Raw genomic sequence first — 14,519 nt, 5'->3', positions numbered from 1 at the left:
ATTGGTATTTTTGCGAATATTTCGGATAAAACTTCTGTACGATTTGTTGCGGTGTTTGTGCTTGGGCAGTTGAGGCAGCGAAAAATAATGCCATATAGAGAATAGATTTTTTCATGGATAACTTCCTAAGTCCGAAACAACAGAATGATGGTTTTCAGACGACCTCGGTTAGGAAGGTCGTCTGAAAACTTATTGCATTTGGTTTATACGTTAAACAAGAAATGCATCACATCCCCGTCCTGCACGACATATTCCTTGCCTTCTACGCGCATTTTGCCGGCTTCTTTGGCTTTGGCTTCACCACCGAGCGAGACAAAGTCGTCGTAGGAAATGACTTGGGCGCGGATGAAGCCGCGTTCGAAGTCGGTGTGGATGACGCCGGCAGCTTGTGGGGCAGTGTCGCCTTTGTGGATGGTCCAGGCGCGGACTTCTTTGACGCCGGCGGTGAAGTAGGTTTGCAGGCCCAAGAGGTCGTAGCCCGCGCGGATCAGGCGGTTCAGACCGGGTTCTTCCAAGCCCATTTCGGCGAGGAATTCGGCTTTTTCGTCGTCTTCCAATTCGGCGATTTCACTTTCCATCGCGGCGCAAACGGCGACAACAGGGGCGTTTTCTTTTTCAGCCAATTCTTTCAGGCGGTCGAGGTGCGGATTGTTTTCAAAACCGTCTTCGGCAACGTTGCCGACATACATGGCAGGTTTGGCGGTGAGCAGGAACAGCGGTTTGAGCATGGCGAGTTCTTCCGCGTCTAAGCCGAAAGAGCGGACAGGTTTGCCTTCGTCCAGATGCGGCAGCAGTTTTTTGCACAGTTCGACCAGTTTTTGCGCGTCTTTGTCGCCTGAGCGGGCGCGTTTTTCTTCGCGGACGATGGCTTTTTCGACGCTGGCGAGGTCGGCAAGGGCTAGTTCGGTGCCGATGGTTTCGATGTCGGCAATCGGATCGACTTTGCCGGAAACGTGGACGATGTTGTCGTCGTCAAAGCAGCGCACGACGTTGACGATGGCGTCGGTTTCGCGGATGTTGGCGAGGAACTGGTTGCCCAAGCCTTCGCCTTTGCTCGCGCCTGCAACCAAACCGGCAATATCGACGAACTCGACGATGGCGGGCTGCATTTTTTGCGGATTGACGATTTTCGCCAGCTCCGCCATGCGCGGGTCGGGCACTTCGACGATGCCGACGTTGGGTTCGATGGTGCAGAAGGGATAGTTCGCCGCTTCGATGCCCGATTGGGTCAGCGCGTTAAAGAGGGTGGATTTGCCGACGTTGGGCAGGCCGACGATGCCGCATTTCAAGCTCATGGTTTTTCCTGAAAAGATAAAAGTTTAACGGCGGATTATAGCATATCGGGGAATGACTCAAAAACTGTAAAGGTCGTCTGAAAAGCGTGGTTTTATACGGTGAGAACGGTTTTGCGTTTTCAGACGACCTTGGTAATGAGTAGAAAAGTAGCGTGGGCTTTGCCCGCGAGAAATTTATCGGTCTATTCTGTTTTTGGGCGATGGGCAAAATATCCTGATTTTCGTGGGCAAAGCCCACGCTACGGTTGCGGCGGGTGTTTTATTCAAACTCGCAATAGAAGGTCGTCTGAAAACGGTCATAACGGGTTTGCTTAGCCGCAATCCGTGTTTTCAGACGACCTTGGTAACGAGTAGAAAAGTAGCGTGGGCTTTGCCCGCGAGAAATTATGTTGGTCAATTTTGTTTGGGATGAGGGGCAAAATATCTTGATTTTCGTGGGCAAAGCCCACGCTACGGTAGTGGCGGGTATTTTATTCAAACTCGCAATAGAAGGTCGTCTGAAAACGGTCATATCAGGTTTGCCTGGCTGCAATCCGTGTTTTCAGACGACCTTGGTAATGAGTAGAAAAGTAGCGTGGGCTTTGCCCGCGAGAAATTATAGTGGATTAACTTTAAACCAGGGCGGCGTTACCTCGCCTTGCCGTACTATCTGTACTGTCTGCGGCTTCGGCGCCTTGTCCTGATTTAAATTTAATCCACTATATGTTGGTCAATTTTGTTTGGGATGAGGGGCAAAATATCCAATTTTCGTGGGCGGAGCCCATGCTACGATTGAGGTGTGCGTTTTATTCAAATTCATAATAAAAGGTCGTCTGAAAATGCGGATAGCGAGTTTTTCTAAAACCACTATTTCGTTTTCAGACGACCTTTTGTGTATATGGATTTTTAATCAAACAGCAAAATCAGCAGCAACACAATCGCAATCACGCCCAGCCACATGCTTTGCCGCTGCTGTACTTTGACCAAATGGATATAGGCATCGCGCATTTCCTGCTGGCGGTTTTCGTCAACCAGCGCATTGATTTTGCGCGGTAGGGAAGGGATGATTTGCGCCCAGTCGGGGGCTTCGTTTTTGAGGTTGCGCAAAAAGGCTTTGGGGCCGACTTGTTCGTTCATCCATTTCACCAAAAACGGTTTGGCGGTTTTCCACAAGTCCAAATCGGGATCAAGCTGTCGTCCCAAGCCTTCGATGTTGAGCAACGTTTTTTGCAGCAACACAAGCTGCGGCTGGATTTCGACATTGAAGCGGCGGCTGACTTCAAACAGGCGCATCAATACGAGGCCGAACGAGATTTGCGAAATCGGTTTGTTGAACACCGGTTCGCACACGGCGCGGACGGCGGCTTCCAATTCTTCCGCGCGCGTGTCGGCGGGCACCCAGCCCGATTCGATGTGGGCGGTGGCGACGCGGTGGTAATCGCGGTTGAAAAAGGCGAGGAAGTTGATGGCGAGATAGCGTTTGTCGTAGTCGGTCAGCGTGCCGACGATGCCGAAATCGAGGGCAATGTAGCGGTTGTCGGCGGCGACCAAAATGTTGCCGGGGTGCATATCGGCATGGAAAAAGCCGTCGCGGAAGACTTGTGTGAAGAAGATTTCCACGCCGTAATCGGCAAGTTTGTGCAAATCGATGCCGTCGGCTTTGAGTTTGGCGATTTCCGATACCGGCGTGCCGTCCATCCATTCGATGGTCAGTACGTCGCTGGTGCAGTAGTCGTAAAACACCTTGGGTACAATCAACATATCACTGTTTTGAAAATTGCGGCCGAGCTGGCTGGCATTGGCGGCTTCGCGCATCAAGTCCAACTCGTCATGCAGATATTTGTCGAATTCCGCCACCACTTCGCGCGGTTTCAAACGCTTGCCGTCGGCAAACAGACGCTCAACCCAAGCCGCGCCAAAACGCATCAGCGACAAATCCTGTTCGATCACGGGCAAAAGGTTGGGGCGCAAGACTTTGACCGCCACCTGTTCGCCCGAATGCAGGCGGGCTTTGTGTACTTGGGCGATGGACGCGCTGGCGACGGGTTCGGTTTCAAATTCCGCATACAGCGTTTCGATGGATTGCCCCAGCGATTTTTCGATTTGCGAGCGTGAAAGCTGCGCATCAAACGGTGGGACTTTGTCTTGCAGCTTTGCCAGTTCGACCGCGTAATCATGTGGAATCAAATCGGGGCGCGTAGAGAGAACCTGTCCGAACTTGATGAAAATCGGCCCCAGGCTTTCTAGTGCAAGGCGCAGGCGGACGGCCGGCGGTTCGTTTTCCAATTCAGACGACTGCGGCAGCATTTTCAACATCGTCCGCGCCCAGCCCGGACGGACAAGCGCGGCAAACAGCTCGGCGAGGCGGTAGAGGTAAAGCGTGCGGAGGATGGTTTTGATGCGTTTGAGCCGTTTCATGATTAAGCGCGGAAAATGCTGAAAGTCGAAATTATATAGTAAATAGGCTGTGCCCACACGGAATGGGATGGGGCTAAGACAAGGATGTGAGCGGGAATTGGCTTTGCGGGCGAGCAGATGGTTTGCCTTCATTGAATCAAAAAGGTCGTCTGAAAACGTTGGGCAAAGCTGCTTGTCCGTTTTCAGACGACCTTTGTTTACGGCTATATATTATTCGCTCAAGAGCGCAATATCCGCTACCGCGTTCATCTGCTCTGCCAAGCGGTTCAGCAGGTTCAGACGGTTTTGTTTTACGGCGGAGTCTTCCGCCATCACCATCACGCCGTCAAAGAAGGCATCGACTTGCGGTTTGACGGAAGCCAGTTCGGACAAGGCGGTCTGGAAATTGCCTTCGGCAACGGCGGCGGCGATTTTTGGCTGCAAGCCTTGTGCGGCGGCGTACAGGGCTTTTTCTTCGTCTTGTTGCAGCAGGCTTTCATTGACTTCGCCCAATTCGGCATCGGCTTTTTTCAGCAGGTTTTGCACGCGTTTGTTGGCAGCGGCGAGCGCGGCGGCTTCGGGCAGTTGTTTGAACGCAGTGACGGCTTGCAGTTTGGCGGTCAAATCGTCCAAACGGCGCGGCTGTTTGGCAAGTACGGCGGCAACAATGTCTTGCGGATAGTCGTTTTGCAGCAACACGGCAAGGCGCGCCTGCATGAAGTCGGCGGTTTCAGACGGCGTTTTCTCGTTGAGCAAACCTTTGGGGAAGCTGTCGAAGGTCGTCTGAATCAGCTCGTTTACGTCCAAACCATACTGCATCAGCATCCGCAAAATACCCAAGGCGGCGCGGCGCAGGGCGTAGGGGTCTTTGTCGCCGGTAGGAATCAGGCCGATGCCCCAAATGCCGACCAAGGTTTCCAGCTTGTCGGCCAGCGCCACGGCGGTGGCGACTTTGCCGTTCGGCAGGTTGTCGCCGGCAAAACGCGGCTGATAGTGCTGCTCGACGGCTTCGGCGATTTCTTCGGTTTCGCCGTCTAAGCGGGCGTAGTATTTGCCCATCGTGCCTTGCAGTTCGGGGAACTCACCGACCATTTCGGTCACCAAGTCGGCTTTCGCCAAACGCGCGGCGCGTTCGGCTGCGGCGGCATCTGCGCCCAAAGCTTTGGCGATGTGGGCGGCGATGCTTTGCAGGCGTTCGATGCGTTCGGCTTGCGAGCCGATTTTGTTGTGGTACACCACGTTTGCCAGCTTGGGCAGGCGGCTTTCCAAAGTCGCTTTCTGGTCTTGCTTGTAGAAGAATTCGGCATCAGACAGGCGCGCGCGCAAAACGCGTTCGTTGCCTTGGATGATGTGCGACGGGTCTTCGGTTTGCAGGTTGGAGACCAGCAGGAAGCGGTTCATCAGCTTGCCGTTTTGGTCGAGCAGCGGGAAGTATTTTTGGTTTTGCTGCATGGTCAGAATCAGGCATTCCTGCGGCACGGCGAGGAAATGTTCTTCAAAACCGGCTTCCAATACCACAGGCCATTCAACCAGCGCGGTGACTTCGTCCAGCAGGGCTTCATCGGCGGCAACGGTCGCTTTCAGACGACCTGCCTGCTCGTTCAATGCCGTCTGAATCGCGGCTTTGCGCTCGGCAAACGAAGCAACGACTTTGCCTTGCTCGCGCATTTGTACGGCGTAGCTGTCGGCGTTTTCAATGGTAATTTCGCCGCTGGAAAGGAAGCGGTGTCCCAAGGTTTGATTGCCGCTTTGCAGACCCAAAACGCTGACGTTTACGATGTCGCTGCCGTGCAGCACAATCAGCCCGTGGACGGGACGCACGAAGGTAAACGTACTGCTGCCCCAACGCATCACTTTCGGAATCGGCAGTTTCTTAACGGCTTGATTGATAATGTCTTCCAAAAGTTCGCCCAGAGGTTTGCCGGTTTGGACGTATTCGTAGGCGTACACGTCTTGCTTGCCATCGTTAATGATGGTCAAGTCTTCGATTTTCGCGCCTGCGCCGCGTGCGAAACCTTCCAAAGCCTTGGTCGGCGCACCGTCTTTCATGGCATTCGCCACGGCAGGGCCTTTTTTCACGATTTTCTGATCGGCTTGAACGGCTTTCACGTTTTTAACTTGAACGGCCAAACGGCGCGGCGAGGCGTAGGCGGTATATTCGGCTGCGCCGTCAATCAGTTGCGCTTTTTCCAAGCCTTCGGCAACAAAAGCGGCGAAGTGGTTGCCTAAATTATTCAGGGCTTTGGGGGGAAGTTCTTCGGTAAGGAGTTCGATTAAAAGGGTTTGGGTTGTCATGTGAGACTTTCTGCTCTTTACATTTGTCGGTTTTAATTTCGTTGAAGCGGATACTTTCAGACGACCTCTGGCTGGAAACCCTGTCTTGGTTGGATTTGTCTGAAAGTTTGGTGATAAAGCCATCGGATTCACGCGCCGGTATGGTGTGCATTGCCGATGTCTGTTTGATTTGGTGCAGATTATGCCACAATTGCGCCTTTTCTGCGGCGTGATTATTAGAGAAGTTGGTAATAGAAGCGGGTAGAGGGTGATGAAGATAGGGGATAAAGCTGCCGGATAAGGATAATTTCCTTGTTTTGCCCTGATTTCAAATCAATCTGTCGCTGCATTAGGTGATCATGTTATGCGCTTTCATATTGGTGCGGGTGTGTGTTTGGCAGGTTAAAAGAAAAAGGTCGTCTGAAACTGCAAACAGTCTTTCAGACGACCTTTTTAAAGGAGACGGTCATTAGGATTATTGACGTTTCGCGCCGTAACCGCCGATGAGGTGTTCGCTGCCGTCTTGGTTTTTCAGACCGTAAGTACCGCCGATTTCAGCAGCCTTTGTACCGTAGAATTTACCGCTCAAATTACCTTTCAGACCTGCTGCGGCTGCTTCAACTGAACCCAGGAAGAGGTTGCCGTTTTCCCATTTCGCCGTACCTTTCATGTCGTACTTCGCATCGGCTTCGCTTACGCGGCGGCCGTTGGCGTCGAGGGAGTGGAATTGGGAATTGGCAGTTTCAAAGCGTACGCCTTTTAAACCAAAATCGACGATGGCTTTAACATCCGCCGTCAGCTGACGGCTTTGGTCACCTTTCACAACATAGGCAGTAGTCAAGCCGTTGTAAGTTGCCGTACCTTTTTCAGGCAGGTCGGTGAACTTGGTTTCATCGCCTAAGCTTTGATAGCCGAATGCGACATCGTTTTTGGGATCAAAATAGTATGCAAAGGTTTGATAAGCCCAACCGGCTGCAGCGGGGTCGTGCATGACGATTTGTGTGCCATCAGTAAATTGGATGATGTATACACCGTCGAAACGTTTGTCAAAAACGAGATGTTTACCATCACCGGCAACCAAGTTACCTTTTCTAAAGTATGCCAATTTGTCTGCCAAGCTTTTGGCTTCGGCAGCTATAGCAGGACGCGCATCACGAAGACGACCATATAAATCGTTCAATTCGTCAAGTTTTGCCTGAGCTTTTGCGATAGCATCAGCATCGCCTTTCTCTTTAGCTTGTTTTAAAGTCTCTTTGGCTGTTTCGATTTGAGTGTACAGTTCGGTAATCTTCTCATCGATTGAGGCACGACCATTAATAAAGTTTTTACTGTCGCCACTTATCTTGCCGTTTTGTGGGCCCCCATCACTTTTTGTATTACCGCCTGAAAATACTTTCATAATCAGAGAATATGGTGTGGTCCAATTGACTTGAGCGGCATTTTGGTTGGCAATTACTACGCCGTCCAATTTTACTTCGTCATTGTTTTTGAAATCCAATGAACTAATTAAACCGTTTTGATTGTTTTCTTTGCTGTCAGTAAGGTAGAAATCACCTGTATATTCTTTTCCGTCTGCTGTTCTGGTAAGACGTAACTGGGCATTTGGATTGCCTTGTTGTGCAGTGGCAGAGGAAATAAAGCTGGTGTGCAGTGGTGTAGCGCCATTTACTGCTTCAAGCGGTGCTTCATCAATCAAGTCCGCGAGATTGTCAGCGCGGTTATGACTAGGGGTAGCTGCTGCTACGGTATTGCCATTATTGTTGTTGGTAGCGCTGGGGGCGGCATTGCTTGGGCTGCTGTTTTTAGCAGGGCTGCCGTTGCCACTTGTGCTGGTTGATCCGGTGGAAAGAGTGGATGCGCCACCGCTGCCACCGCCGCCTCCACAGGCAGACAGGATTGCAGCGCTGATAGCGGTTAAAATGATGGTTTTGATTTTAGTGTTGATTGCAGACATATTGTCCCCTTTTTTGTTGATTGGAATGGTGCTTTTTTATCAAATGGCATAAAGTATTATCATAGATATAATTATGACAAAAATAAACTGTTTTTTACATTTGTTGGGATAATTGTCCATCGATATGTGGTTTGTGTTTGATTTGTACGACATAAAGGTCGTCTGAAAATGCTTGCAGCTGCTGGTTGCGGTTGTCTGCTTTAATCGGGCTTCGTTTTCAGACGACCTACCATTACAATCACGTTTTATTTTAGGGAAGAATTTATGCGTCATTTTGTGTCTGTAATTTTGTGTTCATGTTTCCTCGCTGCGTGCTCCACTCCTATGGCTCCTCAAGATATTTCTACTGCTTCCGCCCGTTGGGCGACTTTGGTAAAGCAAGATGCTAATTTGTACCGTATTGACGATAAGCTTTACCGCAGTGAGCAGCCGGTTGCGGAAGATGGGGAACTGATTGAGCAACTCGGTATCCGTAGCGTGATTAATTTGCGATTTTTTGATCGGAACGACAACGAAACACATTTAAAAGGCCGCAATTTGATGCTGCTGAACCGTCCTTTGTTGACGTGGAAAATTAAGCCTAAAGATGTCGCGCAAACTCTTTTCTTAATTGAAAAGCAGCAGAAATACGGTCCTGTATTGGTTCATTGCTATCATGGGGCTGACCGTACAGGTTTGATTTCCGGAATGTACCGTATTATTTATCAGGGTTGGTCGGTGGAAGAGGCCAGGTTGGAAATGCAACATGGTCCTTATGGTTATCATAGTATCTGGAAAAATATTGAGAATTTGTTTACCGAAGAAAAGGTACAGGAAGTACGCGAACATTTGGAACGTCTGCGAAAAGAGGGATGATGTTGAATGTAAGGTAAGGCCTGGATTAGGCGTCTTGGAATGATAACGATGTTGGTTTTAACTTATCTTTATCATTTTCTTGCGCTTACGGTATTGTGTTTGGCGTACACTTTGCCGGTCTCTTCAAACTAAGAACGATTCTTATGTATCACGGTGAACGCTTTAATGCGTATACTCATTTGATCGGCGCCATGCTGGCTGTTGCGGCATTGGTGCTGATGATTATTAAGGCGGATGATTCATATCGGCTTGCCAGTGCGATTACTTATGGTGTTTGCCTGTCTTTGCTGTATCTGGGCTCAACGTTGTACCACAGTATTCCTCAACCTAAAATTAAGGCTGTCTTGCAAAAAGTGGATCATTGCATGATTTATCTGTTGATTGCAGGCAGCTATACCCCGTTTACCTTGATTCCTCTTAAGGGAGAATGGGGTTGGTCGCTTTTCGGTGTGTCGTGGGGCTTAGCATTTTTAGGGATTATTCAAGAGCTTACGATAGGGAGAAAGAGTGAAAAACGGCTGTTGTCCATGATTATTTATGTGGTGATGGGATGGTTGATTTTGGTTGCTTTATTTCCATTGGTTCAATCGCTTTCATCTGTCGGGCTGTTTTGGCTTGCGTTGGGCGGTATATTGTATAGCGTCGGTATCTATTGGTTTGTGAATGATAAAAAGATTAAACATGGTCATGGTATTTGGCATTTGTTTGTTCTTGGTGGAAGCTTGGCTCAATTTGTCTGCATCTATTTTTATGTACTTTAAGAGGCTGACGGTTTGTATAGTGGATTAAATTTAAATCAGAACAAGGCGACGAAGCCGTAGACAGTACAGATAGTACGGAACCGATTCACTTGGTGCTTCAGCACCTTAGAGAATCGTTCTCTTTGAGCTAAGGAGAGGTAACGCCGTACTGGTTTAAAGTTAATCCACTATAGAAGTTGTATCAAGGTTTTTGTTGTAGGCCGGTAACCGAAATCTTATCTGTAATTGAATTTACTGCCTAATGATAGAAAGATGATGTAAAAAATCCCCACTGAAAAGTGGGGATTTTGCTTTGCAATTCTTTTGCTTAACCTTTACGGGCAGGCAATTTTTCTTTAATGCGGGCCGCTTTACCGGTCAGGCCGCGCAGGTAGTACAGTTTGGCGCGACGGACGTCACCGCGGCGTTTTACTTCGATTTTTTCTACGGTAGGAGAGTAGAGTTGGAAAGTACGCTCAACGCCTTCGCCGCTGGAAATTTTGCGGACGATGAAGTTGCTGTTCAAGCCGCGGTTACGACGGGCGATAACAACGCCTTCGTAAGCTTGCAGACGGCTGCGTGAACCCTCTACTACGCGTACGGAAACGACTACGGTGTCGCCCGGTGCGAATTCGGGGATGTCTTTGTTCAGACGAGCAATTTCTTCTTGCTCTAATTGTTGAATCAGGTTCATTGTTTTTCCTAAATTATGATTGGATTTCCTGTTGCTCTTGCAAGATTTCTTTTAAGAGGCGGGATTCCTTTGGGATTAAACTGCGCTTTTCCAGCAGGTCTGGTCTGCGCTCCAGGGTGCGCCGCAGCGATTGTTTCAACCGCCATTCGGCTATCAAGCCATGATTGCCCGAACGTAATACGTCAGGGACGGTCATGCCTTGGAATTCTAAAGGTTTGGTGTAATGGGGGCAGTCTAATAGGTCGTCTGAAAACGAATCCTGTTCGGCTGACTGTATGTCGCCCAATACGCCGGGTATCAGTCTGAGTACGGCATCCATCAGCATCATGGCGGGTAGCTCTCCGCCGGAAACGACAAAGTCGCCTATGCTGATTTCTTCATCTACGCTGCTTTGCAGCAGGCGTTCGTCAATTCCTTCGTATCGTCCGCAAAGCAGTATGAGATGTGGGGATTTTGCAAGCTCTACGGCTTTTTTGTGGGTCAGCGGTTGACCTTGTGGACTAAGGTAGATGACTTTTGCAGGCGCTGAAGATGTTTGTTTGGCTTCTTCTATCGCTGCTTGCAGCGGCGGCGCCATCATAATCATTCCCGGACCTCCACCAAAGGGGCGGTCGTCAATATAGCCGAGTTTGTTGTCGGCGAATTTGCGGGGATTGATGGCTTGGAATTGCCAAAGGTTTTGTTTTTTTGCGCGACCGGTTACGCCGTATTCGGTAATGCTGTCGAACATTTCGGGGAAGATGGTGATGGCTTGTATCAACATCAGTAGTCTAAGCCCCAGTCGGCGGTAATGGTTTTGCCTTCGGTATCGACGGTTTCGATGTAGTTGGATACGAACGGGATCAGAATTTGACCATGTTCGCCATTAATCATCAAAACATCGTTGGCGCCGGTTTCCATCAGGTTTGTGACTTTGCCAAGCACGATATTGTCTTTGTTGACAACGGTCATGCCGACTAAATCTGCCCAATAATATTCGTCTTCCTCGGTGGGGGCGAATTCTTCTCGGGGGATTTCGATGGTATAGCCGCGCAGGGCAAAAGCTTGATCGCGATCGTCTATGCCTTCGAATTTGACCTGAAGCTCTCCGCTGACGATTTTGCCGGCTTCGAGTGTCACGTTCAGGGTTTTACCGTCTTTGCTTAACTGCCACTCAGGGTAGTCCAGGAGGCTGTCGGCGTATTCTGTATTGGCGGCTATTTTAAGCCAGCCTTTGATGCCGAATACACCTTTGATGTAGCCCATGGCTACCCGTTGTCGAGTGTCGGTCATAGCAAGATTAGCCGGTGATTAAGCAGCAGCTTTTTGTTCTTTGATCAGTTTTGCAACTGCGTCGCTGACTTGTGCGCCTTGGGCGATCCAGTGGTTCAGGCGGTCGGCTTGGAGGCGTACGCGCTCTTGTTTTTCATTGGCAACAGGGTTGTAGAAGCCAACGCGCTCAATGAAGCGGCCGTCGCGGCGGTTGTGGGAGTCGGCAACGACTACGTGGAAGAAGGGACGGTGTTTAGAACCACCGCGAGCCAAACGGATAACTACCATTTTGAGTCCTTTTGAGAAAATCGGATAGATAAGAAACCGCTAATTTTAGGATATTTTGCGTTGTTCATGCAAGTTTTTATTTGTTTTTGTTGCTGTTTTGCGGAGTGGTCAGGCTGAGGCGTGCTTGGCATAAAGTGTTGTCTTCTTCTGAAGGGGTGATGGTAAAGCCTGATTTTTCAGCAAGTTTAAGCATAGGGGTGTTGGATTTGAGTATTTGGGCACTCATGACGCGGTAGCCTTGTTGTGTTGCCGATTGGATAATCAGCTTCATCATTTCCGCTGCCAACCCTTTGCCGCGCACGTTTTCGGCAAGTGTGATGCCGAATTCGCATTCGTTGCGGTTGATACGGCTGAAGCGGCTGACGGCGACGATGAGGTCGTCTGAATTGCGAGCCGTCCATGCGGCTTCGCTATGATAGTCGAGTTTGCTGAAGCGCGCGAGGGTGGGGATGGGCAATTCGTTGGTATGGGTCATAAAACGGGTGTAGCGCGCTTGCGGAGAGAGGCTGCGGACGAATTGCTGTTTGGCTTCCGCGTCTTCGGGAGTGAAGGGTCGGATGGTTACGGTTTCGCCGTTTTTGAGGGTAAACGTGGCAGGATGCACGGTCGGGTAGGGGGCGAGCACGTTTTGGATGAGGGCTTCGCTTTCGGTTTTTGCGCCCAAAAGTTCGGCGGCGGCTTCGCCGGTGTTGCGGAGGAACTCGGCGGCAGTCGGATTTTTGCTGCGCAGGTATTCCGCTGCGGTCTGTACTTTGGCGGCGGCCTGCTCGAGCTTGAGGGTGGCTATATTGGTTGGTTTATTTTTGGGGGAAGGACGTTCGTCAGCCTGCAAGACAAAGTCGCTGCTGTATTGGTCGCCGTTGAGGTTGAGCAGGATTTCGCCAATGTATTGTTGCCGTTGGCTGAGTGTGTTTAGGGTGTGCAGGAGCTGGTTTAGGGTGTGTGTATTGTCGAGTTGGGCGAAACGGGCGATGTGTTCGCTGTCCAGCGTAGAGAACGGCGGGAGCGCGGCGGTGGTTCTGCCTTGATGGCATACGGTCAGGATGTCGCCATAGACGGTATGGCGTTGAAAACGGAATTGCACGGCGTTATGCACGGTGTGCTGATAGGCAGGCAGGCACAGGGCTTCGGCAAGCAGGGGCAGGTCTTTTGAAGCGAAGGCTTTGGTGATGTTTCTTGCTTGTGGGGTTTTCAGACGACCTTTTTTAGGCGTGGCGATGCGTAACTGCTCTTTTTGCAGTTGGTCGGCAATGTTGCGGAACGATACGGCTTGCAGGGCTTGTTCGGGACGGTCGAAATGCAGGAGGTCGTCTGAAAAGCGGCTGCTGACAAGCAGGGGTTTGGCGGTGTGTTTCGCCAGCATGCTCAGGGTGCGGGTCAGATTTTTTTCGTCAGGACTGTCGGTTGGGGCAACGATGGCGAGCAGGGCTTCGGTATGGGTATTTTGAAGTTGTTGGCTGGCGATGCTGTGGTAATGGGCTGGCGTGGGTGTGCTGCCGATGTAACCTTGGCGGATGTTTGGCTGCTCGGTGGGGAATTGGAGTTTTAGGTTTTGAGGCGCGCAGGTTTCCAGCCACTCGGCAGGAGTGTTGGACAGGATGTTGATGCTGTTTAGAGGGGGGAGGTCGGATAAACGTACGTGCAGGGCGGCTTCGAGTTCGCTGCTGCTGAATGTGGCGAGGAAGTTGCAATGACGTGCAAGGCAGCGCAACACGGCTTTTTCGGTGTCGTCCGAACGGTGGGTAACGTGGAGGATGAGCGGGGTGTGGCGGGTGAAATGGCGGATGGCGCTGAACAGGTTGCGCTGGTTTTCGGCCGGGTTGTGTTCGATAACGGCAACTTTGGTGTGGCGGTTGTGACCGAAACGGTTGAGCCAGTCGGCAGAAGTGGTGGGGCTGAGCGGATAGTTGAGGCTGATGTGGCGTGAAATGCCCTGTCCCATTTTTTGCAGCATGAGGTTGATTTCGCTGCTGACGGAGGCGTGTCCGGTCAAAAGGGCGGTGTAGCCTGCCGGATGGTCGGGTTGGGAACTGATGTTGAGGCTTTGCGATGGAAGCTGCACGCCCGCGGGGCTGCACACGCTGATGTTGAGTTCGTTGCCGTGGTGTTTTTTGATGGCGGCTTCGGCGGTGTGCCATTCGTCGTCGGACAGGCTTTCCCAGTCTTGGATGAGGATGATATGGCCGAACTGTTTTTTGCGGCAGGACTTGAACAGGGCGTCGTAGCTGTCAGGCGACGTTACGGCGATGACGAGGTCGGCGCTGCCGGGGATTTTGTTGAGATTGGTGTAGGAGGTGAGTCCGGCAACTGTGCGGTGGCGGAGGTTGACGGGCGTAATTTTGCCTTGAAACGGTGCGCTCAGGAGATTGCTTAGGATGCGTTCGCCCAAGCTGTATGGGCGTTCGCTCGCGCCCACGAGGATGATGTGGTTGGGCATGAAGAAGTAGCCGGACATGGATTGGGCGGACATGGTGCCTCCTTTTCGGTGTGTGGACGGTGCGTTTCAGACGACCTTTCGGGCGGTTTGGGTTGGAAGGGTTGCCGTGTGTAAATGAACCGGATTCGGTGTTTATTATTTGTTTTTGTTGTAAATGAAAAGTTTGTTTGTTGCTTGGTATGGCGAACATGCAAACTATAAATGATTTAATTATTTATATGAATTATATATGACAAATGGCATAAAAGGTCGTCTGAAAGGCGGGAACGTAAGGGTTTGTTCTTTTCAGACGACCTTTTGTAGGCTTGGGGTGTGGCAATTTGTTTATAGTGGATTAACTTTAAACCAGTACGGC

12 protein-coding genes are annotated in these 14,519 nt (G+C 50.6%); 3 read left to right on the top strand and 9 right to left on the bottom strand.

Annotated elements, in window-relative coordinates; genetic code table 11:
• Positions 1–203 precede the first annotated feature (203 nt).
• The gene (gene ychF, locus HMPREF3277_RS05820; RefSeq protein ID WP_003777024.1) at positions 204–1,295 is read right to left on the bottom strand and encodes a redox-regulated ATPase YchF; all 1,092 of its coding nucleotides are present in this window, start codon (positions 1,293–1,295) and stop codon (positions 204–206) included.
• 386 nt (positions 1,296–1,681) lie between these two features.
• On the opposite strand from ychF, the gene HMPREF3277_RS15770 reads away from it, so the two are divergent.
• Positions 1,682–1,978, top strand: coding sequence for a hypothetical protein (locus tag HMPREF3277_RS15770; protein ID WP_168168251.1), 297 nt, complete (start codon positions 1,682–1,684; stop codon positions 1,976–1,978).
• A gap of 202 nt (positions 1,979–2,180) precedes the next feature.
• Here the strand turns inward: HMPREF3277_RS15770 and ubiB are convergent, their stop codons facing one another.
• From ubiB to HMPREF3277_RS05805, 3 genes are all read right to left on the bottom strand, one after another.
• Positions 2,181–3,692, bottom strand: a complete 1,512-nt coding sequence (gene ubiB / locus HMPREF3277_RS05815) for a ubiquinone biosynthesis regulatory protein kinase UbiB (RefSeq protein ID WP_070870350.1) — start codon at positions 3,690–3,692, stop codon at positions 2,181–2,183.
• 210 nt (positions 3,693–3,902) lie between these two features.
• Complete coding sequence (gene glyS, locus HMPREF3277_RS05810) at positions 3,903–5,966, bottom strand: glycine--tRNA ligase subunit beta (protein WP_070870321.1); 2,064 nt, start codon at positions 5,964–5,966, stop codon at positions 3,903–3,905.
• A 454-nt stretch (positions 5,967–6,420) separates the two neighbouring features.
• Positions 6,421–7,899, bottom strand: a complete 1,479-nt coding sequence (locus HMPREF3277_RS05805; protein ID WP_070870320.1) for a transferrin-binding protein-like solute binding protein — start codon at positions 7,897–7,899, stop codon at positions 6,421–6,423.
• 264 nt (positions 7,900–8,163) lie between these two features.
• Between HMPREF3277_RS05805 and HMPREF3277_RS05800 the strand changes: the two genes are divergently transcribed.
• Both HMPREF3277_RS05800 and HMPREF3277_RS05795 read left to right on the top strand, forming a co-directional pair.
• Positions 8,164–8,754, top strand: a complete 591-nt coding sequence (locus HMPREF3277_RS05800) for a tyrosine-protein phosphatase (protein WP_009312356.1) — start codon at positions 8,164–8,166, stop codon at positions 8,752–8,754.
• Positions 8,755–8,897: 143 nt separating this feature from the next.
• A complete protein-coding gene (locus HMPREF3277_RS05795; protein WP_049222877.1) occupies positions 8,898–9,515 on the top strand; it encodes a PAQR family membrane homeostasis protein TrhA in 618 nt (205 codons plus the stop codon).
• A 307-nt stretch (positions 9,516–9,822) separates the two neighbouring features.
• Here HMPREF3277_RS05795 and rplS read toward each other — a convergent pair whose 3' ends face one another.
• The 5 genes from rplS to HMPREF3277_RS05770 all read right to left on the bottom strand — a co-directional run bounded on the left by rplS (position 9,823) and on the right by HMPREF3277_RS05770 (position 14,197).
• Positions 9,823–10,188 (bottom strand): 50S ribosomal protein L19, encoded by a 366-nt coding sequence (gene rplS, locus HMPREF3277_RS05790; protein ID WP_003740828.1) that lies wholly within the window; start codon positions 10,186–10,188, stop codon positions 9,823–9,825.
• A 13-nt stretch (positions 10,189–10,201) separates the two neighbouring features.
• Positions 10,202–10,951: a tRNA (guanosine(37)-N1)-methyltransferase TrmD gene (gene trmD, locus HMPREF3277_RS05785; protein WP_003740829.1), complete on the bottom strand. Its 750-nt coding sequence runs from the start codon at positions 10,949–10,951 to the stop codon at positions 10,202–10,204.
• Positions 10,951–11,460: a ribosome maturation factor RimM gene (rimM, locus tag HMPREF3277_RS05780; protein ID WP_049222878.1), complete on the bottom strand. Its 510-nt coding sequence runs from the start codon at positions 11,458–11,460 to the stop codon at positions 10,951–10,953. The genes trmD and rimM overlap by 1 nt, the downstream gene beginning before the upstream one ends.
• Before the next feature lie 18 nt (positions 11,461–11,478).
• Complete coding sequence (gene rpsP / locus HMPREF3277_RS05775) at positions 11,479–11,727, bottom strand: 30S ribosomal protein S16 (protein WP_003740833.1); 249 nt, start codon at positions 11,725–11,727, stop codon at positions 11,479–11,481.
• Positions 11,728–11,803: 76 nt separating this feature from the next.
• Positions 11,804–14,197 carry a bifunctional acetate--CoA ligase family protein/GNAT family N-acetyltransferase gene (locus HMPREF3277_RS05770; protein WP_070870319.1) on the bottom strand — a complete coding sequence of 798 codons (2,394 nt, stop codon included), beginning with the start codon at positions 14,195–14,197 and terminating at the stop codon, positions 11,804–11,806.
• Positions 14,198–14,519 lie beyond the last annotated feature (322 nt).

The sequence above is a fragment of the Neisseria sp. HMSC70E02 genome (genome assembly GCF_001838645.1).
GTDB lineage: Bacteria > Pseudomonadota > Gammaproteobacteria > Burkholderiales > Neisseriaceae > Neisseria > Neisseria macacae.
This window is presented reverse-complemented; position numbering and strand designations above follow the sequence as displayed.

What these genes read in the sequence shown, in the direction of transcription:
- ychF (WP_003777024.1), bottom strand. Translation starts at nt 1,295, where the DNA reads ATGAGCTTGAAATGCGGCATCGTCGGCCTGCCCAACGTCGGCAAATCC.
- HMPREF3277_RS15770 (WP_168168251.1), top strand. Translation starts at nt 1,682, where the DNA reads ATGTTGGTCAATTTTGTTTGGGATGAGGGGCAAAATATCTTGATTTTC.
- ubiB (WP_070870350.1), bottom strand. Translation starts at nt 3,692, where the DNA reads ATGAAACGGCTCAAACGCATCAAAACCATCCTCCGCACGCTTTACCTC.
- glyS (WP_070870321.1), bottom strand. Translation starts at nt 5,966, where the DNA reads ATGACAACCCAAACCCTTTTAATCGAACTCCTTACCGAAGAACTTCCC.
- HMPREF3277_RS05805 (WP_070870320.1), bottom strand. Translation starts at nt 7,899, where the DNA reads ATGTCTGCAATCAACACTAAAATCAAAACCATCATTTTAACCGCTATC.
- HMPREF3277_RS05800 (WP_009312356.1), top strand. Translation starts at nt 8,164, where the DNA reads ATGCGTCATTTTGTGTCTGTAATTTTGTGTTCATGTTTCCTCGCTGCG.
- HMPREF3277_RS05795 (WP_049222877.1), top strand. Translation starts at nt 8,898, where the DNA reads ATGTATCACGGTGAACGCTTTAATGCGTATACTCATTTGATCGGCGCC.
- rplS (WP_003740828.1), bottom strand. Translation starts at nt 10,188, where the DNA reads ATGAACCTGATTCAACAATTAGAGCAAGAAGAAATTGCTCGTCTGAAC.
- trmD (WP_003740829.1), bottom strand. Translation starts at nt 10,951, where the DNA reads ATGTTGATACAAGCCATCACCATCTTCCCCGAAATGTTCGACAGCATT.
- rimM (WP_049222878.1), bottom strand. Translation starts at nt 11,460, where the DNA reads ATGACCGACACTCGACAACGGGTAGCCATGGGCTACATCAAAGGTGTA.
- rpsP (WP_003740833.1), bottom strand. Translation starts at nt 11,727, where the DNA reads ATGGTAGTTATCCGTTTGGCTCGCGGTGGTTCTAAACACCGTCCCTTC.
- HMPREF3277_RS05770 (WP_070870319.1), bottom strand. Translation starts at nt 14,197, where the DNA reads ATGTCCGCCCAATCCATGTCCGGCTACTTCTTCATGCCCAACCACATC.